A 23787-nucleotide genomic window follows, 5' to 3' on the forward strand; every position below is an offset into this window, starting at 1 on the left:
GGTTGACGTTTTGCGTTCAGTTTTGAAGGTTCACCTTCAGGCGGCAACGCCTTTTTTTGTGACTTTCAAACTTGTTCTTTGAAAACTGGATAAAACGACATTGAAACAAATGCAAGAAATTCAAGTACGCGTGACCATTGGTCACAACTTTTTAATTAACCATTGGTTAAGTTAGAAAGGGCGCACGGTGGATGCCTTGGCACTAGGAGCCGAAGAAGGACGGCACTAACACCGATATGCTTCGGGGAGCTGTAAGTGAGCGATGATCCGGAGATTTCCGAATGGGGGAACCCACTACCTTTAATCGGGTAGTATCCATGTGTGAATCTATAGCACATGAGAAGGCAGACCCAGGGAACTGAAACATCTAAGTACCTGGAGGAAGAGAAAGCAAATGCGATTCCCTGAGTAGCGGCGAGCGAAACGGGATCAGCCCAAACCAAGAGGCTTGCCTCTTGGGGTTGTAGGACACTCTATACGGAGTTACAAAAGGTAGGATTAGGCGAAGCGACCTGGAACGGTCCGCCACAGCGGGTAACAGCCCCGTAGCCGAAAACCCTACCCCTCCAGAGTGGATCCTGAGTACGGCGGAACACGTGAAATTCCGTCGGAATCTGGGAGGACCATCTCCCAAGGCTAAATACTTCCTAGTGACCGATAGTGAACCAGTACCGTGAGGGAAAGGTGAAAAGCACCCCGGAAGGGGAGTGAAATAGATCCTGAAACCGTGTGCCTACAAGTAGTCAAAGCCCGTTAATGGGTGATGGCGTGCCTTTTGTAGAATGAACCGGCGAGTTACGATTACATGCAAGGTTAAGCTGAGAAGGCGGAGCCGCAGCGAAAGCGAGTCTGAATAGGGCGCCAGAGTATGTAGTTGTAGACCCGAAACCAGGTGATCTACCCATGTCCAGGGTGAAGGTAAGGTAACACTTACTGGAGGCCCGAACCCACGCACGTTGAAAAGTGCGGGGATGAGGTGTGGGTAGCGGAGAAATTCCAATCGAACCTGGAGATAGCTGGTTCTCTCCGAAATAGCTTTAGGGCTAGCCTCAAGATAGAGAATCCTGGAGGTAGAGCACTGTTTGGACTAGGGGCCCATCCCGGGTTACCGAATTCAGACAAACTCCGAATGCCAGTGATTTATGCTTGGGAGTCAGACTGCGAGTGATAAGATCCGTAGTCAAGAGGGAAACAGCCCAGACCACCAGCTAAGGTCCCCAAATATCCGTTAAGTGGAAAAGGATGTGGCGTTGCTTAGACAACCAGGATGTTGGCTTAGAAGCAGCCATCATTTAAAGAGTGCGTAATAGCTCACTGGTCGAGTGACACTGCGCCGAAAATGTACCGGGGCTAAACGGATTACCGAAGCTGTGGATGGATCTCGTAAGAGATCCGTGGTAGGAGAGCGTTCTAAGGGCGTAGAAGTCAGACCGGAAGGACTGGTGGAGCGCTTAGAAGTGAGAATGCCGGTATGAGTAACGAAAGACGGGTGAGAATCCCGTCCACCGAATGCCTAAGGTTTCCTGAGGAAGGCTCGTCCGCTCAGGGTTAGTCGGGACCTAAGTCGAGGCCGATAGGCGTAGACGATGGACAACAGGTTGATATTCCTGTACCACCTCCCCGCCGTTTGAGCAATGGGGGGACGCAGAAGGATAAGGAGAGCGTGCCGTTGGTTGTGCACGTCCAAGCAGTGAGGCGTGGAATGAGGCAAATCCCATTCCTGATACGTTGAGCTGTGATGGCAAGAGGGTTTACCCTTAGAGTCCCTGATTTCACACTGCCAAGAAAAGCCTCTAGCGAGGCGGGAGGTGCCCGTACCGCAAACCGACACAGGTAGGCGAGAAGAGAATTCTAAGGTGAGCGAGTGAACTCTCGTTAAGGAACTCGGCAAAATGACCCCGTAACTTCGGGAGAAGGGGTGCTCTGGTAGGGTGAATAGCCCGAGAGAGCCGCAGTGAATAGGCCCAGGCGACTGTTTAGCAAAAACACAGGTCTCTGCAAAACCGTAAGGTGACGTATAGGGGCTGACGCCTGCCCGGTGCTGGAAGGTTAAGAGGAGTGCTTAGCGCAAGCGAAGGTGCGAATTGAAGCCCCAGTAAACGGCGGCCGTAACTATAACGGTCCTAAGGTAGCGAAATTCCTTGTCGGGTAAGTTCCGACCCGCACGAAAGGCGTAACGATCTGGGCACTGTCTCAACGAGAGACTCGGTGAAATTATAGTACCTGTGAAGATGCAGGTTACCCGCGACAGGACGGAAAGACCCCGTGGAGCTTTACTGTAGCCTGATATTGAATTTTGGTGCAACTTGTACAGGATAGGTAGGAGCCTGAGATTCCGGAGCGCCAGCTTCGGAGGAGGCGTCAGTGGGATACTACCCTGGTTGTATTGAAATTCTAACCCACAAGCCTGATCGGCTTGGGAGACAGTGTCAGGCGGGCAGTTTGACTGGGGCGGTCGCCTCCTAAAGAGTAACGGAGGCGCCCAAAGGTTCCCTCAGAATGGTTGGAAATCATTCGTAGAGTGTAAAGGCAGAAGGGAGCTTGACTGCGAGACGTACATGTCGAGCAGGGTCGAAAGACGGGCTTAGTGATCCGGTGGTTCCGCATGGAAGGGCCATCGCTCAACGGATAAAAGCTACCCCGGGGATAACAGGCTTATCTCCCCCAAGAGTCCACATCGACGGGGAGGTTTGGCACCTCGATGTCGGCTCATCGCATCCTGGGGCTGTAGTCGGTCCCAAGGGTTGGGCTGTTCGCCCATTAAAGCGGTACGCGAGCTGGGTTCAGAACGTCGTGAGACAGTTCGGTCCCTATCCGTCGCGGGCGCAGGAAATTTGAGAGGAGCTGTCCTTAGTACGAGAGGACCGGGATGGACACACCGCTGGTGTACCAGTTGTTCTGCCAAGGGCATCGCTGGGTAGCTATGTGTGGCCGGGATAAGTGCTGAAAGCATCTAAGCACGAAGCCCCCCTCAAGATGAGATTTCCCATTGCGCAAGCAAGTAAGATCCCTCAAAGACGATGAGGTAGATAGGTTCGAGGTGGAAGCGTGGCGACACGTGCAGCTGACGAATACTAATCGATCGAGGACTTAACCAACAAATTGTAGGCGAAAATCTTGCACGTTCCAATGTCGTTTATCCAGTTTTGAGTGAACAAGCACTCAACCAAATAGTCCAGTGATGATGGCAAAGAGGCCACACCCGTTCCCATCCCGAACACGGCAGTTAAGCTCTTTTGCGCCGATGGTAGTTGGGGGTTTCCCCCTGTGAGAGTAGGACGTCGCTGGGCTATTCTATGTTTATTTTTTATTCCTAATGATTCTTTTACCTTGCTTCCATAGCTCAGCAGGTAGAGTGCTTCCATGGTAAGGAAGAGGTCACCGGTTCGAATCCGGTTGGAAGCTTTTGTTTTTTTTACAGAGTTTCTCTAAATGGAAATTAAATAAACGATTTTATTAGGCAAGGCCCCTTGGTCAAGCGGTTAAGACACCGCCCTTTCACGGCGGTAACACGGGTTCGAATCCCGTAGGGGTCACCATATCGGAGGATTAGCTCAGCTGGGAGAGCATCTGCCTTACAAGCAGAGGGTCGGCGGTTCGATCCCGTCATCCTCCACCATTTTTTCATAACTTTATACGGTGGGGTAGCGAAGTGGCTAAACGCGGCGGACTGTAAATCCGCTCCTTCGGGTTCGGCAGTTCGAATCTGCCCCCCACCACCAGTTTTCTTATCATAATTAATGGGGTATAGCCAAGCGGTAAGGCAACGGGTTTTGATCCCGTCATGCCCTGGTTCGAATCCAGGTACCCCAGCCATTTTTATTATGAGCCATTAGCTCAGTTGGTAGAGCATCTGACTTTTAATCAGAGGGTCGAAGGTTCGAATCCTTCATGGCTCATTCTTTTAACATCCTTGCGCCTGTTCAGCGCGGGGCCTTAGCTCAGCTGGGAGAGCGCCTGCCTTGCACGCAGGAGGTCAGCGGTTCGATCCCGCTAGGCTCCATTGTTCCATGTGTATTTGTACTATCCATGTGTAAAAAACCCGTATCCATTCATTTGGATACGGGTTTTTTTTAGGTTTTGATGTATTCGGATTGTGGTCTGAAGATGACGTTATTTTCTTGTTGTTCGAGTGTGTGCGCTGTCCATCCAATGATGCGCGCCACACTAAAAGTGGGTGTAAACAATTGAGTCGGCATTTTGATAGATCGCATAATCGCCGCTGCATAAAACTCTACATTGGTGTACAGTGCACGTCCGGGCTTGTGTTCGTTAAGCTTTTTAACAATATAGGCTTCTGCTGCAACTGCTAAATCGAGCCACGGATCTTCTCCTTGAAGTTCTAAACATTTTTCTCGCAAGATTACAGACCGTGGATCTTCTGTACGGTAAACTCGATGACCAAAGCCCATAATTTTTTCTCCGCTATTTAACTTGTCTTCAATAACCGGAGCAATCTGGTCTTGTGTTTTTATTTGGTCGAGTAAATCAATCACGCCTGACGGGGCACCCCCGTGAAGTGGACCTTTCATCGTGCCAAGCGCTGACGTGATGGCGGATACTATATCGGATTCGGTTGAAATGGTCACACGTGCTGCAAAAGTCGAAGCATTCATGCCGTGTTCCATTGTTAATTTTAAATAAGTTTCGAGCGCTTCTGTTTGTACAGCAGAAGGTTCTTGTTCGTTGATCATCCAAAGATAATTGGCGGTGTGACCTAAATCATCTCGTGGTTTTACGGGTTGTTGTCCGTTTTGAATGCGGTAAAAAGCAGCGGTCATTACTGGCAATGCTGCTGTTAATGCAATGGCTTGTTGTTGAGAAGACAATTGTTGAAATTCGGTATGCGTATATGCGGATACTAAGGTCCGCATTGCGTCCATTAAAGAAATCTCCTTTGGTAAAAGCTGTGAAATTAGAACAAGATGTTCTGGCAGTTTGCGATAGGAAAGCAATTGTTGTTTGATATGTTGCAATTGACGAGTGTCAGGTGACACTCCGTACCAAAGAAAATAAGCAGTTTCCTCAAATGACTTTCCTTGAATAACTGTGTTTACAAGTTCGCCACGATAGCGCAATTCACCTATATCTCCATCCACAGAAGCAATCGCAGTTTGAACAGCTACTACACCTTTTAATCCTTTTTGAAACATGTAAAACGCCTCCTTTTCTTTTAGTTTACTCCTCTAGATTGATAAAAAAAATTAAAGATATATAATTAAGACAATTAAGAATATTAATCGAAATGAGGGGTGTTATGGAAGTTCAATGGTTGAGAACCTTTGTGGATGCGGCAGAAACCTTGAATTTCAGAAAAACGTCAGAGCGTCTGTTAATGTCGCAGCCTAGTGTGACCGTTCATATTCGATTATTGGAGGAAAGTTTAGGAATTTCTTTATTCAAGCGGAGCCATAACCGAGTTTCTTTAACAGAAGAAGGGCGTCATTTTAAAGAGAAAGCCGAAAAAGTAATAGCGCAATTAGATGGTAGTGTGGAAGAATTACACGCTTACGCTCAAGGGTACCGAAAAAAATGGACATTGGCGATTTCTCCTTTAATGGCCGAAACGGTTTTGCCTTATGTACTGCGGTCTTTTACAGAACAACATCCAGAAGTCGAGTTTATAATCCGTGTGGAAGAATCAGAAGCTATAGAGGACTTAGTTGAATCAGAAGAAGTGTCTGCTGGAATTTCTGCTCTAGCACCTATTGGTCGGACGATTGAACCACTTGTGGTTTATGATGACCCTTTGTTATTTATTTTGCCAAGAGATGCTTATGATGATGAAACGGGACCAGCGATTTCAGTCGAAGACACCTTGCGGAACTCGATCTTGTTTACGCATCATCATCCTGTTTTTTGGGAAGAGTTGTTAGAGAAGTTACGCTTACACATGCCCGGTATTCGAACAATGAAAGTCACACAAGCGCATATTGTAAAACGTTTTATTCAAGAAGGGCTCGGCACATCATTTTTACCCAAATCAATGGTGCGACGAGAATTGGTGGAAGGCCGTTTAATGGAAGCGCATTTCGATTTATTTCCACTGCCCACGGTCTCTACTTATTTTTTAGCCAAACAAATGGGAGTGCTAGAACAAGATTTTTTGGAGCGCATTCAGTCAGTATACTTTACTTAAAAAGGAGAGGTCAGCATGATTATAGAAGCAGATGGCGTTCGATTGCGGTTATTAAAAAGAGATGATTTTGAAGCGTTATGGGCTTTGTATACGCCGAAAATTTTTGAGCATATGCTCAATCAAGTTGAGGTGTTTGAAGATATGGTGGCGTGGTTAGAAGCGGGGATGAACCAGTCGAATGTACTTATTTTTGCTGTGGAAAATCCTGAAACGTCGGAAATCGTCGGAACTACACGTATATATGCAATTGATGAAACCAATAAAAGCTGTGAGATGGGTGCAACATTTTATGCACTGTCAGCACAACGGACACATGTTAACACAACAGTTAAACGCGCATTACTCAGCTATTGCTTTGAAGAACGGGGCATGATTCGTGTTCAGTTTAAGACAGATGCTGAAAATATACGGTCGCAGAAGGCGATTGAACGCATTGGGGCAGTTAAAGAAGGTGTGTTGCGAAACGAGCGAATTCGCTCAAATGGCAAGCCGAGAGACGCAGTTGTCTACTCAATTATTGATAAAGAGTGGCCAAAAGTGAAAAAAGATTTGACGAAAAAAGCGAATAAATATACGTAAAATTGTGCAGTTGAGCCAAAGAGACCTTAGCGGTTACAATAAGTCTATCTTGCTAAGGGGGTATAAAATAATGAATAAATTAAATATTTCTATTATCGGAGTTCCAATGGATCACGGTCAAAATCGTCGTGGTGTTGATATGGGACCAAGCGCTATCCGTTATGCAGGTGTTGTAGACCGCATCGAAGAGTTAGGCCATCGCGTTACAGATGAAGGGGACATCCAGATTGGTCAAACAGACGGCAGTGTAGATACTGATACAAACTTACGCAACTTGAAAGCGATTACTGAAGCAACAGAAGCACTTGGCGATAAAGTATTTACCGTAGCAGAAGCGGGTAATTTCCCGTTAGTACTAGGCGGCGATCACAGTATTGCAATCGGTACACTTGCTGGGATTTCAGAACGCCACGAAAACTTAGGCGTTATTTGGTATGATGCACACGCAGATATGAACACAAGCGATACGTCACCATCAGGCAATATCCACGGCATGCCGCTTGCAGCAAGCTTTGGACATGGTCATGAAAAGTTGACGAATATTCGCGGCTATTCACCAAAAGTAAAACCTGAAAACATCGTCATCATTGGAGCACGTTCAGTTGACCCAGGCGAGCGTGAATTGATCAAAGAACACGGAATCCGCGTTTACAGCATGCACGAAATTGATAAAATGGGTATGCATGCAGTCATCGAAGATTCGATCCGTTATTTGAAAGAAGAACGCAAAACAGATGCGGTTCACTTGTCACTCGATCTTGATGGCATTGATCCAATGTACACACCAGGCGTCGGCACACCAGTTCCAGGTGGCATTAGCTACCGCGAAAGTCATTTAGCAATGGAAATGTTGTATGATGCAGACATTATTACTTCTGCTGAATTCGTAGAAGTTAACCCGATTCTTGACGAGAAAAACAAAACTGCTGATGTAGCTGTTGCGTTGATCGGTTCATTGTTCGGCGAAAAATTAATGTAATAGCAAGTAGGTGAAAGCCTATTAGACTGTAGATTGACTCAATTGAGTTGTCTGCAGTCTTTTTTGTTTTTCATCGTTTTTGGTTATCAAAATAAAAATAGCAAAAACTAGCAACTTTTTAAAGTGACAATCGTTTAAAAATAAGATGGATTTATTTGGGTATTGTCTGATACGATAGAATAAGAAAAAATAAGTGAAACTTTTTCAATAGAGATACGTATATAAAGTACAGCCGCATAGGCGGAGGGAAATGAGATCATGGATGCGTTAGTTAATAAACGAATAGCGAAAGTAATAAAAGGCGATCAGAACGCATTCGCCGAAATCGTGGAGCTTTACCAGCACCAGCTTTATCATATTTGTTACCGTATGCTTGGCAATAAGCAAGAAGCAGAAGATATTGCTCAAGAAGCTTTTATGCGTGCGTATGTTAATATTCGCACGTTTGATCAGAATCGGAAATTTTCAACCTGGTTGTACCGGATCGCTACCAATTTATGCATCGACCGAATCCGCAAGAAAAAGCCGGATTATCATTTAGATGCTGAAGTGCGCGGGACGGAAGGCTTGAATATGTATTCGAAAATTGCCAATGATGACGAACTTCCAGAAGAAGAGCTAATGAGGATGGAAGTTCAAGAGCGTGTACAGTACGAAATCAGTCGCTTGCCAGATAAGTACCGTGCCGCTATTGTATTAAAGTATATTGAAGAATTGCCACTTGCGGAAATCAGTGAAATTCTGGATTTGCCATTAGGAACGGTAAAGACGCGTATACACCGAGGGCGAGAAGCTCTTCGCAAGCAATTGAGCAATTTGTAGGAGGCGAGCACGATGAATACGTGTCCGGAAAACGTGTTAGAGTTAATGAATCATTACCTTGATGGGGATATTAATCCAAGCGAGGAAAAACAATTAAAAGAGCATTTGGAAAGCTGTAGCGATTGCAGAGAGCAGTACCAGGCTTTAAGTAAAACTGTTGCGTTTATCCAAAGTGCTTCCCATATACAAGCGCCTTCTGACTTTGTCCAAAAGACAATGGGCCGCCTACCGAAAGAAAGACAGCGTGCGGGTGTTCAGCGTTGGTTAAGAAGACACCCGATGCTTGCTGCTGCCGCGCTGTTTTGTCTGTTAATGAGCACAGCGTTGTTTTCAAACTTTAATGACGATCAACAGTTTTCATTTACGAAGCAACCGAATTTAGTTGTAGAAGGACAGACTGTTATTGTTCCTGAAGGGGAAACAGTGGTAGGCAATTTAACTGTACGTAATGGTGATTTACGAGTAGAAGGTGAGCTTCAAGGCGATGTTACAATCGTTAATGGTCAGTATATGGCATCGAGCGGTGTTATTACCGGAGAAGTAGAAGAAATTGATAAAGCTTTTGAATGGTTATGGTATACCATTAAAGAAGGATTTAAAGATGCAGCCTCTATTTTTGAAACAAATGACAATCAAACAAACGAATAAACCTCAGGTGGTAGACAAAAGAATTGTTATGTTAGTTAACGAACGACTATTCATCTTATCCTCTATACGGGATCCTTCGCTCCATGCGGACGCTTTCCGCGGACGAAGCGCTGAGCCTCCTCGTCGCAAGCTCCTGCGGGGTCTCATCACTCCGTTTTTCCGCAGGAGTCGCCGCATTGCGCTTCGGATCCGTGTGTGATTACTCATTAATCTTCTTGAAAAGTAGATTCGCTGGTTACTCTCTCTAATTAGAGCTATATGCCAACAGCCGTTCTGGCCACGAAGACTCCCGTGGGATAGCGAAAGCTGAAGACCCCGCAGGAACGTTAGTGACGAGGAGGCTGAAGCTGAGCCCACAGGAAAGCGTAGTGGCTAGAACGGTTGTGGGTATACACAACGATACATTTTGAATAGACTTTGTCTACAATCTATAAACCCATCCTCTCCTAAAGGATGGGTTTTTTCTATGAAGGCAAGCCCAATTCACTTGTGATATACTAAATGTATATGCAGATGTAGAAAAGCGAGGGTTGCAGATGCCTTTTTTTGAAAGTTTAACAGACCAAACATCATTTAGACTTCTAGGGAATATCATCGACATTTTATTGGTTTGGTTCGTTGTTTATAAATTGATAACAGTCATCAAAGGGACAAAAGCCGTTCAATTGCTGAAAGGAATCTTTGTCATTATTATTGCACGCCTCGTGACGCAAGCGCTCAACCTAGAAACACTGGGTTGGATTATGCAACAGGTATTGGAATGGGGCTTTTTAGCAATCATTATTATTTTCCAACCAGAGCTGCGTCGTGCACTTGAACAGCTTGGTCGTGGGAGATTGTTCTCCAGCAGTACGTTGAACGAAGAATCTGAACGCAACCGATTGATCGAAGCAATGTCCAAGTCTGTTAGTTATATGGCCAAACGTCGAATCGGAGCATTAATATCGATTGAACGCGAAACTGGTTTGAGCGAATATATTGAAACGGGAATACCGATGAATTCAGACCTGACATCTGAACTGATGATTAATTTATTCATTCCGAATACGCCGTTGCACGATGGAGCGGTAGTTGTTCAAAAAAACCGGATTGCCGCAGCCGCTTGTTATTTGCCGCTGTCTGAAAGTCCGTTTATTTCAAAAGAGCTTGGAACACGTCACCGTGCCGCTCTTGGCATTAGTGAAGTAACCGATGCGATTACAATAGTCGTGTCAGAGGAAACAGGCGCCATTAGTTTAACAGCAAATGGTGATTTGCACCGTAATTTATCACTTGAAGACTTTGAAGTAAAGCTGCGCCGGATTTGGTTCGGCGTAGCACAGCAAGAAGTCGCTTCTTCTTGGTGGAATTGGAGGAGGAAAAAGAATGGATAAGATGATGGACAATCGCTGGTTTTTACGTATTACGGCGCTGTTGTTAGCCTTCCTTTTGTTTTTCTCCGTTCAAGCGGATGACAATTCCACGGGGTCAACGGACACGAGTCGCGTGTCGGAAGTGATTGAAGATGTAGAAATTGAGGTATACCATGATAATGATCTCATGGTTAGCGGTGTGCCAAAAACGGCTGACTTGCATTTAACGGGTGCAGTTAGCATTGTTCAAGCTGCTCGACAGTTAGAAGATTTTACGTTGTTTGTGGATTTGCGTAATTTGCCGCTCGGCGAACACCAAGTCCCGATTCAAACTGAAAATGTCTCGGAACAATTAACAACGCGTGTAGATCCAGCTTTTGTCAATGTAGTAATTGAAGAGCGGGTCTCGCAGGAATTCCGGATTGACCCAGATATTAATGATCGCATGCTGGCAGAAGGCTTTGTTTTAGATAAAGTCACGGTCGACCCAGAAACTGTTATTGTGACAGGACCTAAAAGTATGATCGACGCAATCAGCTTTGTAAAAGCCACGGTTTCCGGAGAGCAAGGTGTAAGTGAATCTTTTACAACCCCGGCAAGTGTACGTGTACTAGCAGAAGATTTAACGAAACTGGAAAATGCGGAAATCGAACCGGAAGAAGTTGAAGTCTCTGTGAAAGTTGTCGAATACAGCAAAACAGTACCTGTTAGAATTGAACCAACTGGAGAAGTTCGAGCAGGAATTCGTATCAACAACTGGACTACAGCCACCAACGAAATCCGGATTTTCGGTCCGAAAACAGTGGTCGATGAAATTACAGAATATGTAGTGGAAGCGGACGCAAAAAGCATCACAGCTGAAGATAGTACAATAGACGTCGAGTTAAAAATTCCGTCTGGCGCTTCAGCAGTTTCACCAGCTCAAATAACGGTAGAAGCAGAAGTGTTAAGTGATGATTCTGCACAGCTACCAGTAGACTAATAAATAAAAAAACAACTAAAAAAATAGTAGCAACTGACTGAAGGAGCGAATAGTTAAATGGGAAAATATTTTGGAACTGATGGAGTACGAGGAGTTGCCAATAGCGAGCTAACACCTGAACTAGCTTTTAGATTAGGACGTATAGGTGGATATATTTTAACACAAAGCGCGAAAGACAAACCGAAAGTACTGATTGGCCGTGATACACGAATTTCAGGTGAAATGTTAGAAGGCGCTTTGGCTGCCGGACTATTATCTGTTGGAGCGGAAGTGATGCGCCTCGGCGTTATTAGTACTCCAGGCGTTTCGTATTTGACGCGTGTCATGAGTGCAGAAGCGGGCGTGATGATTTCAGCTTCACATAATCCTGTAGAAGACAATGGCATTAAATTCTTCGGTTCAGACGGCTTTAAATTGTCGGATGCACAAGAAGCAGAAATTGAAGCATTACTAGATAGCGATGAAGACACTTTGCCACGCCCAACTGGCGGCGATCTTGGAAGCATTACGGATTATTTTGAAGGCGGACAAAAATACCTTCAATACTTAAAACAAACAGTTGATGAAGAATTCGACGGCATCTTAGTAGCGCTTGATTGTGCACACGGTGCAACGTCTACACTCGCGACGCATGTATTTGCTGACTTGGATGCAGACATCACATCAATGGGGGCTTCACCAAACGGCTTGAACATTAACGCTGGAGTAGGTTCTACGCATCCTGAGAAATTAGCAGAGCTGGTCCTTGAAAAAGGTGCAGATATTGGCTTAGCATTTGATGGAGACGGCGATCGCCTGATTGCAGTAGATGAAAAAGGAAATATCGTAGACGGCGACCAAATTATGTACATTTGTGCGAAGCATTTGTATTCAGAAGGTCGTTTGAAAAAAGATACAGTTGTTTCAACGGTAATGAGCAATATGGGCTTTTACAAAGCATTGGAAAGCCATGGCATGAAGAGCAACAAAACAGCTGTTGGTGACCGTTACGTAGTAGAAGAAATGCGGAAAAATGAATACAACTTGGGCGGCGAACAATCAGGTCACATCATTTTCCTTGATTACAATACAACGGGTGATGGCTTGTTAACAGGTCTTCAGTTGGTTAATATCATGAAAATTACTGGCAAGAAGTTGTCTGAATTGGCGTCTGAAATGACGATTTTCCCACAAAAGCTTGTAAATATTCGTGTGACGGATAAACATGCGGTAACAGACAATGCGAAAGTGGCAGAAGTTATTGCAGAAGTTGAAACAGAAATGAATGGCAACGGCCGTGTGCTTGTGCGTCCTTCAGGTACCGAGCCATTGGTACGTATTATGGTAGAAGCAGCTTCAGCAGAAGACTGCGAAAACTATGTAGAACGCATTGCAGTGGTTGTACGCAGCGAAATGGGTTTAAACTAATCAAATCAAAGGTTTCTAGTCCGTGAGCATCTTTGCTTACGGGCTTTTGTTTGTCTAAGAGTGTTGGATAAACGTATTTTCCGAAGCTTATCGCACGACTCCGTGGGGTGGGAATCGAGCGATATGTTTCTCCAAATACGAAGGTAGCTTATTTTTTTAGTTATGTTGGTTCTTTAATCGAGTTTTTGGGTAAATGAGTGGAAAGGGTAAACGAAGAAAGCGCTCCAGGCGGACGCTTTCTTCTGAGTGTAGCTCTCTAGCTATTCCGCAAAGTAGCTACGCTTTCCTGCGGGCTTGCGCCGAACTAACTCGGGCTATGCGCCCGAGTGGATTTCGGCACTTCGCTATCCCGCGGGAGTCTCCGCTATTTTGCTACATAGCTTTTAGGAGAGTGGTTTTAGAAATAGCAAAAGCGATAAAACTAACAACAATCCATATTACATCAAATTTTTAAAGTGGAGATAATGGATATAGGCAGACAAATAGACCAGTATACGGAAAAAGGTGATAAAATAGACCTAAATGACTATCTGCTTTAATTGACGTGATTGTGTTGAGACTGTATGATAGTAAAGTCGGTTTACGACCACTGGAAAAGGAGGATAGAAGTTGAGTGAGAGAAAAACAATTATAGCGCCTGTACTGGAGAAATTGGACGGACAAGTCATCTCTAGTAGACGAGGAGAAGGAGTATCGAATTTTCGGCGGATCCCTTCCGGCCATGAAGCCTGGTCGTGATGTCCATTCTTAAAACAATCGAGCGATCGATTGGACAACAAGATGGATAGGCTCAAACAAAAGTGTTTGCGAAAGACATAAACACTTACTTGATTTAAACAAATGGAGGAATTTAATTATGTGTGGAATTGTAGGATATATTGGTGAAAATGATTCAAAGGAAATTTTGTTAAAAGGCTTAGAGCGTTTGGAATACCGCGGTTATGATTCAGCAGGAATTGCAGTTCGTAACGGCAGTGGCGTAAAAGTATTTAAAGAAAAAGGACGTATCGCGGATTTACGCGGCGTTGTCGAAAATGATGTTATGGGTTCAACTGGAATCGGCCATACACGTTGGGCGACTCACGGTAAACCAACTCGTGCGAATGCTCACCCGCATCAAAACACTTCTGACCGTTTTACACTTGTGCATAACGGCGTAATCGAAAACTATCACCACATTCAGCGCGATTATTTGGCTGACGTGGAAATGGAGTCAGATACGGATACAGAGATTATCGTTCAATTGATTGGTAAATTTGTTGAAGAAGGCATGACAACTCAAGAAGCATTTACTAAAGCTCTTACTTTATTGAAGGGTTCATATGCGATTGCGTTGCTTGATGCTGAAGAAGAACAAACGATTTTTGTAGCGAAAAACAAAAGCCCGCTATTAGTTGGACTTGGCGAAGACTTTAACGTTATCGCATCAGATGCAATGGCAATGTTGCAATTGACTGATCAGTTTGTTGAATTGATGGACCAAGAAATCGTTATCGTTCGCAAAGACAGTGTCGATATTTTAACAATGGATGGCAAGTCGGTTAGCCGTTTGCCGTTCACTGCAGAAATTGACATGAGCGATATTGAAAAAGGCACATACCCGCATTATATGTTGAAAGAAATTGACGAGCAGCCAGCAGTTGTCCGCAAAATCGTTCAAGCATATCAAAATGAAAATGATAAATTGACAATCAAACCTGAAATTTTAGAAGCGATGCAAGCGGCTGACCGTATTCACATTATTGCGGCTGGAACGAGCTACCACGCTGGATTAATTGGTAAAGAATATATTGAAAAACTAGCAGGCATTCCGGTAGAAGTGCATGTATCAAGTGAATTTGGTTATAACATGCCATTGTTATCGGAAAATCCATTGTTCATCTTTATTTCTCAATCAGGTGAGACAGCGGATAGCCGTCAAGTGTTGGTGAAAATCAAAGAGATGGGTCATGCGTCATTAACAATTACAAACGTTGCAGGATCTACACTTTCACGTGAGTCTGACCATACGTTATTGTTGTTTGCAGGCCCTGAAATTGCGGTTGCTTCTACAAAAGCATATACAGCGCAATTGGCTGTGTTGTCGATTTTAGCAGCTGTAACAGCTGAAGCACGTGGCATCGATATCGGATTTGACTTGGTGCAAGAACTTGGAATTGTTGCCAATGCGATTCAAGCACAAGTCGATTCAAAAGAAGAAATGGAGCAAATTGCGACAGATTTCTTGTCGACAACACGCAACTGCTTCTTTATCGGCCGCGTAATGGATTATTTCGTTGGACTTGAAGGTTCATTGAAATTAAAAGAGATTTCGTATATCCAAGCAGAAGGATTTGCTGGTGGCGAATTGAAACACGGAACAATTGCATTGATCGAAGAAGGTACGCCAGTAATCGCACTTGCAACGCAAGAAGCGGTAAACTTGAACATCCGTGGTAACGTGAAAGAAGTAGCGGCACGCGGAGCAAACCCTTGTATCATTTCAATGGAGGGCTTACAAGAAGAAGGCGATAGCCTTGTCTTGCCAAAAGTGAACGAATTGCTATCACCGCTTGTATCGGTTATCCCGATGCAGTTGATCAGCTATTACGCAGCGCTTCACCGCGACTGTGACGTTGACAAGCCACGTAACTTAGCGAAATCAGTAACAGTTGAATAATAGCTTTTGTAAAATGCCCTTTTGGATACATTCCAAAAGGGCATTTTTTTGATACCCAATATTGGTGATTAATTGCCATTCTTTGTCTTAGTAAATGGTATAATTAAAGCAACATAAGAAAAGGTGTGAAACAAATGTCCTCTTTTAATGATTTTTCCAGGTACATAAGTGAAAACGCTGAATCGTTGTCAGCGGAAGTGGTTAAATCGGTTGTGCAGGAAATGAACCTGACAATTCCGGAGTGGGAAAAAGAGCGGGCTGCGGCTATGTATGTTCAGTTGCTTGGATTTTTTGGACAAGCTCTTCTCGACGGTGGACAAATTAAAGTTCCTGAAGCTTTAATTGCGTGGAGTAAGGAAAATGCGGAAATGCAAGTAGCTTCAGGTGGCGCCATTTCGGCGATTGTCGTTCGCTACCCAGCAACGCGCCAAGTGTTTTCAGAGATCTTTACGCGTTTGAGCGTGGAATTTGATTTAACGGTTGTCGAAAGCGCCAAAGCGATTCGTGCGATCAATGCAGTTCTCGATGTCAGTTTAAACGAGACTTTTTATGCGTACGAACGACTTTCGGAAAGCAAGCAAGCGGAAACGCGTGTCGAGCTATTAAATCTATCAGCACCCATTGTGCCGGTGTTAGACGATGTTGTAGTGCTGCCATTAATCGGGGTGATGGACAGTTACCGGATTGCCCATATTATGAATGATGTCATTCCAAGAGTTGCGGAGAAAAATGTGAGTCACGTAATTATCGATTTTTCCGGTGTTTTGACGATTGATGATCATGTAGCTCTATCGCTTCAGCAAATTGGCGGCACGCTTCAATTGATGGGCATTCATGTTATTATAGCGGGACTGCGACCAGACCTTGTCCAAGCAATTGTTCGGAGCGGGATTGATATGCTCGATGCAGAGACGTATGCTACGGTGAAACAAGCATTAGAAAGTGTGAATAAATAAGTAAAGCCACGTCCTTCAAGCGAAGGAGGTGGCTTTTTTTAGTCAGTTTGCGAAGCTGCTGGTTGATAGAGCAGTTCGATTTCTTCGGGTGGCAGCGGGCGGTTAAAGAAATAGCCCTGCGCTTGATTGCATTTTTTTTGTTTCAAAAATTCGAGCTGCTCGATTGTTTCAACACCTTCAGCGATAACGTTCAATTGTAAGTTATCGGCCATTTTGATAATGGTATCAACGAGTGATGCATCTTTTGGATCTGTAATAATATTACGAATAAAGTACTGGTCGATTTTCAACGTATCGACTGGGAATAGTTTTAAATAACGGAGCGATGAAAAGCCGGTTCCAAAATCATCGATCGATAAGTGAATGCCCATGGCTTTTAGTTTTTGCATCGTCGCAAGGGCGCTAGTAGAACTTTGAATAATGCTCTCAGTCAGTTCAAGCTCTAAATATTTAGGATCGAGTCCAGATTCAGAAAGTGCCACATCAACTGTTTCCATCAAATTGCATCGGGAAAATTGATGAGACGAAATATTAACCGCGACGCGAAAATATGGCAAACCTGCCTGTTGCCATGACTTGTTTTGAAGACAAGCCTCGCGCAATACAAATTCGCCTATTTGAATAATGCTACCGGTATCTTCTGCCACAGGAATAAATTCACCGGGTGAGATATTCCCAAGTTTCGGATGGACCCAGCGAACTAAAGCTTCCACACCGACTAGTTTTTCCGTTTTCAAATCAACTTGCGGTTGATAATGGATAAAAAATTCACCGTTGTCCAAGCCTTTGCGAATATCAATGGCCAGCTTCGATTTTCGAAGGGCAATTTGGTTTGATTTTTCTGTGAAAAACTGAAAATTATTTTTTCCTAGATTTTTTGCTTGTGAAAGGGCGATATCCGCATTTTTTACTAAGCTATCCAAATCAGTTCCGTCAGTTGGGAAAATGCTAATGCCGATGGAAGGGGTTACAAATAAATCTTCTTGTTGGAAGCGAAACGGTTGTTTAAACAACTCTATTATTTTTTGTGCATGAACGCTTGCTTTAAAACTATCAGTATTCGGCAATAACAATATAAACTCATCTGCACCAAGGCGAGAAATTGTATCATCAACATGAGCAATGCTCTGGAACCGCTTGGCCACTTCGATCAGCATTTGATCACCTGTGTAATGTCCATAGGTGTCATTGATCAACTTAAAATGGTCTAAATCGATATACAATACAGAAAAGTTGTGGATGCTGTCAGTTACTTTTTGGAGCTCTGATTCTAATTGATCGCTAAACAAACGACGATTCGGTAAGCCGGTTAAAGGATCTAAGTACACAAGACGATTAATTTTTTCTTCCGTTTCTTTTCGTTCTGAGATGTCGCGAATGATATTGCTGAAAAACAATCCGTCATCTGTTTTCCATGTACCTATAGACATTTCAATCGGAATCTCTTGTCCATCTTTGCGACGGCCGACCAATTCAATGCTTTCGCCAACAACAGTAGGGACACCCGTATCGATATAACGTTGTAAGCCCTTACGATGACCTTCGATTAAAGTTTCCGGAATGATAATTTCTAGGTTAACGCCAATTACTTCTTTTTTACTAAAACCAAAAATTGTCTCAGCACCTAAATTCCACTGCAAGATAATGCCATGTTGATCAGCAACGATCACAGCATCGGAGGTAGATTCGAATACCGATTCGAACTTTAACTCTAATTCAGTGGAATTATGTTTAAGTTTGAGCTTCTGGATATTTCGAATATATACAAAGAGTAATATAAGTAATAAAAGGAGTGCTAAACAAATAAAGGATAAGAGCAATATAAACAAATCACTAGAAGGTAAAAGCGATACCATGAAAAAGAAGAGCCTCCTTTACGAAATGATGTGTGATGAGCTTAGTTTAGAAGGTTAACCAAATTGCTGTTTATTGTTTACATATCATATCATAAAACTATCTATAAACTAATAATATAGCATGAGATATAACAGTGTAATACTAATTTTAGAACAATAACTATTTCGATTAAGGTTTGTTGGAAAAGGTTGTAGAAGAGAAAAGTATAAAAGAGATAAATTCCTATCTGTTACAAAAACAAGTATAGCTTAAAATGATTTTAAAAAGTCAAAAAATCTTAACTATAAAAGCAAATAATTTACTATATTTTTTATTTTTATTAAAAAATAGGGATTATTGCATAAAATTATGTATCAAGCTATGATCGACAAGATACAATCAAGATAAAAGCTATCGGAGGAGTTTCATGACACAAATAAAAGAGTTAGAATCCAAAGTGCAAGAATTGGTGATGTTACTAGAAGCCTCCAAGCAATTAAATTCAAATTTGGAAATGGGCGAGGTGCTCCAAAGCATTTTGCTTCAGATGGTGCAAGTAGTCGGTGCCGAAGCAGGAACGTTATGGGTAGTCGACCAGGAGCGAAAAATGATCAGAGTAGAGGCTGCGTACGGGCCGTCCTCTTCAAATATTCTTAACATTGAACTAGCAATCGATGAAGGCATTGTCGGCAAAGTTATTGGCTCAGGCGAAGCTCAGCTAATTGAAAACGTTGCGATTCATCCCAACTGGGCAAATCGTGTAGATCATTCTAGTGGATTTGTCACCAAGTCGATGATCACTGTCCCACTAACCGTAAAAGGACGAGTAATCGGTGCTTTGCAATTATTAAATAAAAAGAACATTGCTTTTTTCTCGGAACAAGACATTAGTTTAGCCGTAGCGCTTGCCAACCAATCGGCGCTGGCCTTACACAATAGCCAAATGTACGACGAATTGCAGCGCATGTTGCTGAGCATGATCCGGACACTGGCAAAAGTATTAGATGCGCGCGATCCGTATACAGCGGGTCATTCAGAGCGAGTAGCAAAGTATTCGTTGTGGATTGCTGAGGCGCTCGGGTATGACACACCAACTTGTGAAGAATTGTATAAAGCGGCGTTATTGCACGACATTGGAAAAATTGGTATACCGGATGACATTTTGAGAAAGCCTGATCGTTTAACTAATGACGAATACGACGCAATTAAACGTCATACCATTATCGGAGCGGATATTTTATCTAATATCGAACCAAAAGGTGCCATGGTACACGCCATTCAAATTGCCATGTCGCATCATGAACGATTAAATGGTTCCGGCTATCCGCACGGCTTAATAGGAGAAGACATTCCGTTTTTTGCACGAATTGTTGGAGTAGCAGATGCGTTTGACGCAATGACAACAGCACGTTCGTATAGTAAAGGTGCATCTTTTGCCTCTGGTGTGGAAGAATTGCTTCGCTGCAAAGATACCTTGTTCGACAGCCGAGTAGTCGATGCATTTGCCGGCATATTGCAGGGCTGTGATTTTAAAATCGATCAATATGAAGCGCATCAAGGAAGAGGCTACCATCTATGAATCAGTTTGATTTATTATTGATCGGCCATTTAATCGGCGATTTTTTACTGCAAACAAGTTGGATGGCGAAGAATAAAGCAACCAAATGGCTGCCGTTATTAACGCATGTATCCATTTATACAGCGGTTATTGCGATCTTTGGCATGCTGTCAGGTGGATTATCTTTTTCTGCTCTCGCCATCGTATTTCTAGGTCATATTGTATTAGACCGGAAAACCTTTGTTATGTTCTGGGTAAAACAGGTTCAAACCGCTAAAGGCCCCGAGAAAGTGTGGCTGTCGATTATGGCAGACCAAATTTTCCATATCCTATTACTAGCCATTGCCATCGCGATTTCTTAGGAGTGAAAACATGAAATTCAACACTAAAACTTACGTACTTGAAAAAACAGTGGCACTCGACCGAAAAATGGTTTGGCAGCTGTTAGCAGATAATAACCGTATGAACGCTTATGTTGGGTTATTTCCCGTAACATTCAGTCCAGCCACAAAACAAGGAGCGGAAGTTTTTTACCGAGAAGCACAAGCCAAATTATTGGGGTTGGTGGCATTAAAGTGGCAAGAGTTTCCGTTTCAATGGCAAAAATACGAAAGCTATATTGTGGAGCGTCGCTATTTATCAGGTCCTCTAAAACAGTACAGCATGCAAGCAGAGTTATTTGATACAACAGATGGCGGCACGCGTATAAAATTAACCGCAACATTTTTACCGCTAAATCTGGCAGGCTACGTTGGTGCTTTAGCAAATGGCGTTCCCGCTGTTAAAAAAATGATTGTTTATTTAAATGACTATTTGGCGTCCGGAGCGGAAAGAATATCGGAAGCTCCACAAAAGCCAAACGATGCCAAAGTCAATTTACCTGAATTAGAGCGATTATCAGCGCTACTTGCTAAGTCACCGGTAGATCAAAACTATGTGAAGTTGTTGCATCATTATTTAATCGACCGTGAAAACAGAGACGTTGCACAAATCGAACCGGTGCAACTCGCAAACCATTGGCGAGCGGATGTAGACGAAACCTTACGTGTTTTGCTGTACGCCACAAAAGTGGGGATGTTAAACCTGAGTTGGAATGTCATTTGTCCGAATTGCCGCGTTTCAAAAGAGGAACACAGCTCACTGTCAGAACTAGAAGAGCAATTTCACTGTGATTTATGCGGAGTCAATTACGATGCGGATTTTGATCAATTTGTCGAACTTAATTTTTCAGTACACCCTGCTGTGCGAACAGCGTATGCAGAAGTATATTGTGTGGGTGGCCCTACCATCACGCCACATATCCAAGCGCAACAAATTATCGTGTCAGGCGAAACCAAGAGTTTCAAGGTTCCTCAAAATGAAGAAGCCTTTCGTTTACGTGTGATTCAAGCCAATCACCAAGTGGCCATCAAACAGAACGGAGAATCCCATCCGCTTGTTTACACCGACCACGGGTGGTCAAAAGAGCTAGTGTCTGGAGAAGCTGACATTGCTGTGACCAACTCGAGCAGCGCAGACATCGTCGTGGCGTTAGAAAACGCAGACTGGACGACGCAAACCGTAACCGCCGCGAAAGTCACGGCGATGCAGGAATTCAGAGACTTGTTTTCATCGGAAGTCTTGTCACCCGGTCAGAAAATCAGCGTGGGACACGTGACGATCTTGTTTACCGATTTAAAAGGCTCGACAACGCTGTACGAGACAGCAGGAGACTCGAGTGCTTACGGGCAAGTTCGCAATCATTTTGACTTTTTAGCTGACCATATTGCTGGAAATTCAGGAAGTATCGTTAAAACCATTGGTGATGCGGTCATGGCAATTTTCCATAGGCCTGAAGACGGGTTGAAAGCGGCGCTCGCCATTCAGAAAAATTTAGCAGTATTTAACGAGACAGCAACAGAAGCACTCGTCTTGCGAATTGGGTTATACAGCGGAGCGGCGATTGCTGTGAATTCCAACGACCGCCTCGATTACTTCGGACGCACCGTAAACATCGCGGCGCGCATTCAAGGGCAAGGCGAAGGCGGAGATATTGTACTTAGTAAAAGAGTACTCGCACAACCCGAATCAGCGATGTTGCTTGCGAGCGCTGGTATAGAGCTAGAAGAGTTTTCAGCCGAGTTAAAAGGCATTGATGCCGCAGTGGAGTTGGTGCGGGTTCGGTTAGCGAAAGGTTTAGTAGTGGAAGAACTCGCGAGTCAAGTAGTTTCCAATAGATAAAAATTGATTGTTACTAAATGCCTGTTGAGATATCTTTATTGTAATCGGCATTTTTTGTTAGTGAGGTCTTGTTAGGTAGATATACAGAATGGAGCTATCTAAGTGGAGAAGCAATCCTTAAATTTAATGCAGTTTTTCGAAGGTTATGTTCGGAATTATCGAAGAATGAACTTGTCCGAGCAGCACAATCTTTCGATGTTTACTCAGAGAGAAATAAACCATTTTGCTGAGTTAGGTGAAATGTTGGGGTTCGATGCTTTTGTTGAAGATGGTAAGAAGGATAAACTCAAAGGATTTTCAAGACCGATGGATTTATCTTGGTGGAAATGGGATGCAAGAAAAAGTAGGGAAGAATATCAATATCTGGCTCTGCATCTCGAAAGAGAAAACTTATTGAGTAAAGATGTCGAAACGATAGAAAAGCTTTTCGCGGAAACAGAAGAAGGTTTTGTTCCTCACAATGTAATAGGTATTCAATTTGTAGAGTCTGTTGAGCGGATACATATACTCAACGAGTTAGTGAAAAAAAAAACAGCACTCAAAATTCAACCGTTTTAATGATTTATCGCTATTTTGATCTTGAGGAAAAGCTTCAACGAGTTGATGCTTATTATTCTAGTCCCAATCGACAAGAATATAGAAAAGCATTTTGCTTAGTGGACGATTATGATTATAGGTTTATGATATTTGAAGAAGAACATTTGTCAAAAGCAGTTAACAGATAAATCCAATATAAAAAAATCGCTTTAAGGGTAAGGAGAGTATCATATGAAAATTCAAACAGAGCAATTTGGGGAAGTAGAAATCGCAGAAGAACGTGTCATTACATTTGATAAAGGCATTCCAGGATTTGAAGAGGTTAAAGACTATATATTAATCCCAGCAGACGCAGAAGGCGAGTCGCCATTCTTTTTCTTACAGTCAGTAGAGCAGATGGAAGTCAGCTTTTTCTTAGTCGATCCGTTTACGTTTTTCAAAGACTACGACATCAAGCTAGAAGAGCAAATGGTGGAGCGGCTTCAACTAGAAGAGCCGACAGATGCCATCGTCTTAACGACAGTAACAGTTAAAGGCGACATCAGCAGTGCCACGACCAACTTAAAAGCACCCCTCATCATCAATAACAAAAAACAGCGAGGCATGCAAATTGTCTTGAACAACAAAGACTACGAGATCAAACAGGCGTTATTCCAAGCAGACAACACCGCTGCAAGGCAGGTGTAGAAGATGTTAGTACTCGGACGCAAAAAAGGCGAAACCATCGTCATCAACGACGACATTGAAATCACAGTCACGTCAATTGAAGGCGACATGGTGCGTCTTGGCATCAACGCACCAAAGCAAATCACCATCCACCGAAAAGAAGTGTATTTAGAAATTCAAGAAGAAAACAAACAAGCCACGTCAAATGTTATCAACTTGAGTGATTTTTTGAGTATGCGAAAGAAATAGCTCGAAGCCTGCAGAATTTGCAGGTTTTTTCTATGCCTATCGCTCCACGGTGGCAGACTTAATTGTTCCTCAAATTGTGGCTGCCGCGCGGGCGCAAAAAAGTTTCTAAATCTTTTTTCAAAAAACACTAAACATTTGGTAAAGCCCTCCGATAATAACTTATGTAAGGCAGTGCAAAAGGATTTGGACGCTTACAAA

At 43.4% G+C, this 23787-nt stretch carries 18 protein-coding genes, 7 tRNA genes and 2 rRNA genes; 25 read left to right on the forward strand and 2 right to left on the reverse strand.

Annotated elements, in window-relative coordinates:
• Nucleotides 1-164: 164 nt before the first annotated feature.
• The 9 genes from PLANO_RS00435 (at nt 165) to PLANO_RS00475 (ending at nt 4003) form a co-directional block, all read left to right on the forward strand.
• A 23S ribosomal RNA gene (locus tag PLANO_RS00435) occupies nt 165-3098 on the forward strand.
• 76 nt (nt 3099-3174) lie between these two features.
• Nucleotides 3175-3290 (forward strand): 5S ribosomal RNA (rrf, locus tag PLANO_RS00440).
• A 42-nt stretch (nt 3291-3332) separates the two neighbouring features.
• Nucleotides 3333-3405, forward strand: a tRNA-Thr gene (locus tag PLANO_RS00445).
• Nucleotides 3406-3464: 59 nt separating this feature from the next.
• Nucleotides 3465-3539: transfer RNA gene (locus tag PLANO_RS00450), tRNA-Glu, on the forward strand.
• A gap of 4 nt (nt 3540-3543) precedes the next feature.
• A tRNA-Val gene (locus PLANO_RS00455) sits at nt 3544-3619 on the forward strand.
• Nucleotides 3620-3638: 19 nt separating this feature from the next.
• Nucleotides 3639-3722: transfer RNA gene (locus PLANO_RS00460), tRNA-Tyr, on the forward strand.
• Between the two features lie 19 nt (nt 3723-3741).
• Nucleotides 3742-3816, forward strand: a tRNA-Gln gene (locus PLANO_RS00465).
• A 10-nt stretch (nt 3817-3826) separates the two neighbouring features.
• Nucleotides 3827-3899: transfer RNA gene (locus tag PLANO_RS00470), tRNA-Lys, on the forward strand.
• Between the two features lie 31 nt (nt 3900-3930).
• Nucleotides 3931-4003 (forward strand) — tRNA-Ala (locus tag PLANO_RS00475).
• 70 nt (nt 4004-4073) lie between these two features.
• Here the strand turns inward: PLANO_RS00475 and PLANO_RS00480 are convergent.
• Nucleotides 4074-5153, reverse strand: coding sequence for a citrate synthase/methylcitrate synthase (locus tag PLANO_RS00480; RefSeq protein ID WP_038701969.1), 1080 nt, complete (start codon nt 5151-5153; stop codon nt 4074-4076).
• Nucleotides 5154-5257: 104 nt separating this feature from the next.
• Here PLANO_RS00480 and PLANO_RS00485 point away from each other — a divergent pair, with 104 nt between their 5' ends.
• The 10 genes from PLANO_RS00485 (at nt 5258) to PLANO_RS00530 (ending at nt 16523) form a co-directional block, all read left to right on the forward strand.
• Nucleotides 5258-6139, forward strand: a complete 882-nt coding sequence (locus PLANO_RS00485; protein WP_038701971.1) for a LysR family transcriptional regulator — start codon at nt 5258-5260, stop codon at nt 6137-6139.
• Between the two features lie 15 nt (nt 6140-6154).
• Nucleotides 6155-6718 carry a GNAT family N-acetyltransferase gene (locus PLANO_RS00490; RefSeq protein ID WP_038701973.1) on the forward strand — a complete coding sequence of 188 codons (564 nt, stop codon included), beginning with the start codon at nt 6155-6157 and terminating at the stop codon, nt 6716-6718.
• Nucleotides 6719-6788: 70 nt separating this feature from the next.
• On the forward strand, nt 6789-7697 hold the full coding sequence (gene rocF, locus PLANO_RS00495; protein WP_038701977.1) for an arginase: 909 nt from the start codon (nt 6789-6791) through the stop codon (nt 7695-7697).
• A 258-nt stretch (nt 7698-7955) separates the two neighbouring features.
• On the forward strand, nt 7956-8519 hold the full coding sequence (gene sigW, locus PLANO_RS00500; RefSeq protein ID WP_038701978.1) for an RNA polymerase sigma factor SigW: 564 nt from the start codon (nt 7956-7958) through the stop codon (nt 8517-8519).
• Between the two features lie 12 nt (nt 8520-8531).
• The gene (locus PLANO_RS00505; protein WP_038701980.1) at nt 8532-9167 is read left to right on the forward strand and encodes a zf-HC2 domain-containing protein; all 636 of its coding nucleotides are present in this window, start codon (nt 8532-8534) and stop codon (nt 9165-9167) included.
• A gap of 536 nt (nt 9168-9703) precedes the next feature.
• Nucleotides 9704-10540 carry a diadenylate cyclase CdaA gene (gene cdaA / locus PLANO_RS00510; RefSeq protein WP_038701982.1) on the forward strand — a complete coding sequence of 279 codons (837 nt, stop codon included), beginning with the start codon at nt 9704-9706 and terminating at the stop codon, nt 10538-10540.
• Complete coding sequence (locus PLANO_RS00515) at nt 10533-11501, forward strand: CdaR family protein (protein WP_038701984.1); 969 nt, start codon at nt 10533-10535, stop codon at nt 11499-11501. Before cdaA ends, PLANO_RS00515 begins: the two co-directional genes overlap by 8 nt.
• A gap of 57 nt (nt 11502-11558) precedes the next feature.
• A complete protein-coding gene (gene glmM, locus PLANO_RS00520) occupies nt 11559-12908 on the forward strand; it encodes a phosphoglucosamine mutase (RefSeq protein WP_038701986.1) in 1350 nt (449 codons plus the stop codon).
• A gap of 856 nt (nt 12909-13764) precedes the next feature.
• Entirely contained in the window at nt 13765-15567 is a 1803-nt protein-coding gene (gene glmS / locus PLANO_RS00525; protein ID WP_038701988.1) for a glutamine--fructose-6-phosphate transaminase (isomerizing), read from the forward strand.
• A gap of 134 nt (nt 15568-15701) precedes the next feature.
• On the forward strand, nt 15702-16523 hold the full coding sequence (locus PLANO_RS00530) for an STAS domain-containing protein (protein ID WP_038701990.1): 822 nt from the start codon (nt 15702-15704) through the stop codon (nt 16521-16523).
• Between the two features lie 38 nt (nt 16524-16561).
• Here the strand turns inward: PLANO_RS00530 and PLANO_RS00535 are convergent, their stop codons facing one another.
• Nucleotides 16562-18379 (reverse strand): putative bifunctional diguanylate cyclase/phosphodiesterase, encoded by a 1818-nt coding sequence (locus PLANO_RS00535; protein WP_038701992.1) that lies wholly within the window; start codon nt 18377-18379, stop codon nt 16562-16564.
• A 407-nt stretch (nt 18380-18786) separates the two neighbouring features.
• On the opposite strand from PLANO_RS00535, the gene PLANO_RS00540 reads away from it, so the two are divergent.
• The 6 genes from PLANO_RS00540 (at nt 18787) to csrA (ending at nt 23589) form a co-directional block, all read left to right on the forward strand.
• Nucleotides 18787-19938, forward strand: coding sequence for a GAF and HD-GYP domain-containing protein (locus tag PLANO_RS00540; RefSeq protein ID WP_038701994.1), 1152 nt, complete (start codon nt 18787-18789; stop codon nt 19936-19938).
• Nucleotides 19935-20279, forward strand: coding sequence for a DUF3307 domain-containing protein (locus tag PLANO_RS00545; protein ID WP_038701996.1), 345 nt, complete (start codon nt 19935-19937; stop codon nt 20277-20279). Before PLANO_RS00540 ends, PLANO_RS00545 begins: the two co-directional genes overlap by 4 nt.
• A 10-nt stretch (nt 20280-20289) precedes the next feature.
• Nucleotides 20290-22137: an adenylate/guanylate cyclase domain-containing protein gene (locus PLANO_RS00550; RefSeq protein ID WP_038701998.1), complete on the forward strand. Its 1848-nt coding sequence runs from the start codon at nt 20290-20292 to the stop codon at nt 22135-22137.
• A gap of 102 nt (nt 22138-22239) precedes the next feature.
• A complete protein-coding gene (locus PLANO_RS00555; RefSeq protein WP_231554740.1) occupies nt 22240-22695 on the forward strand; it encodes a hypothetical protein in 456 nt (151 codons plus the stop codon).
• Nucleotides 22696-22905: 210 nt separating this feature from the next.
• Nucleotides 22906-23361: a flagellar assembly protein FliW gene (fliW, locus tag PLANO_RS00560; RefSeq protein WP_038702000.1), complete on the forward strand. Its 456-nt coding sequence runs from the start codon at nt 22906-22908 to the stop codon at nt 23359-23361.
• 3 nt (nt 23362-23364) lie between these two features.
• A complete protein-coding gene (csrA, locus tag PLANO_RS00565) occupies nt 23365-23589 on the forward strand; it encodes a carbon storage regulator CsrA (protein ID WP_008431704.1) in 225 nt (74 codons plus the stop codon).
• The last annotated feature ends 198 nt before the right edge of the window (nt 23590-23787 follow it).

The sequence above is a fragment of the Planococcus sp. PAMC 21323 genome, assembly GCF_000785555.1.
In the GTDB taxonomy this organism is placed as follows: domain Bacteria; phylum Bacillota; class Bacilli; order Bacillales_A; family Planococcaceae; genus Planococcus.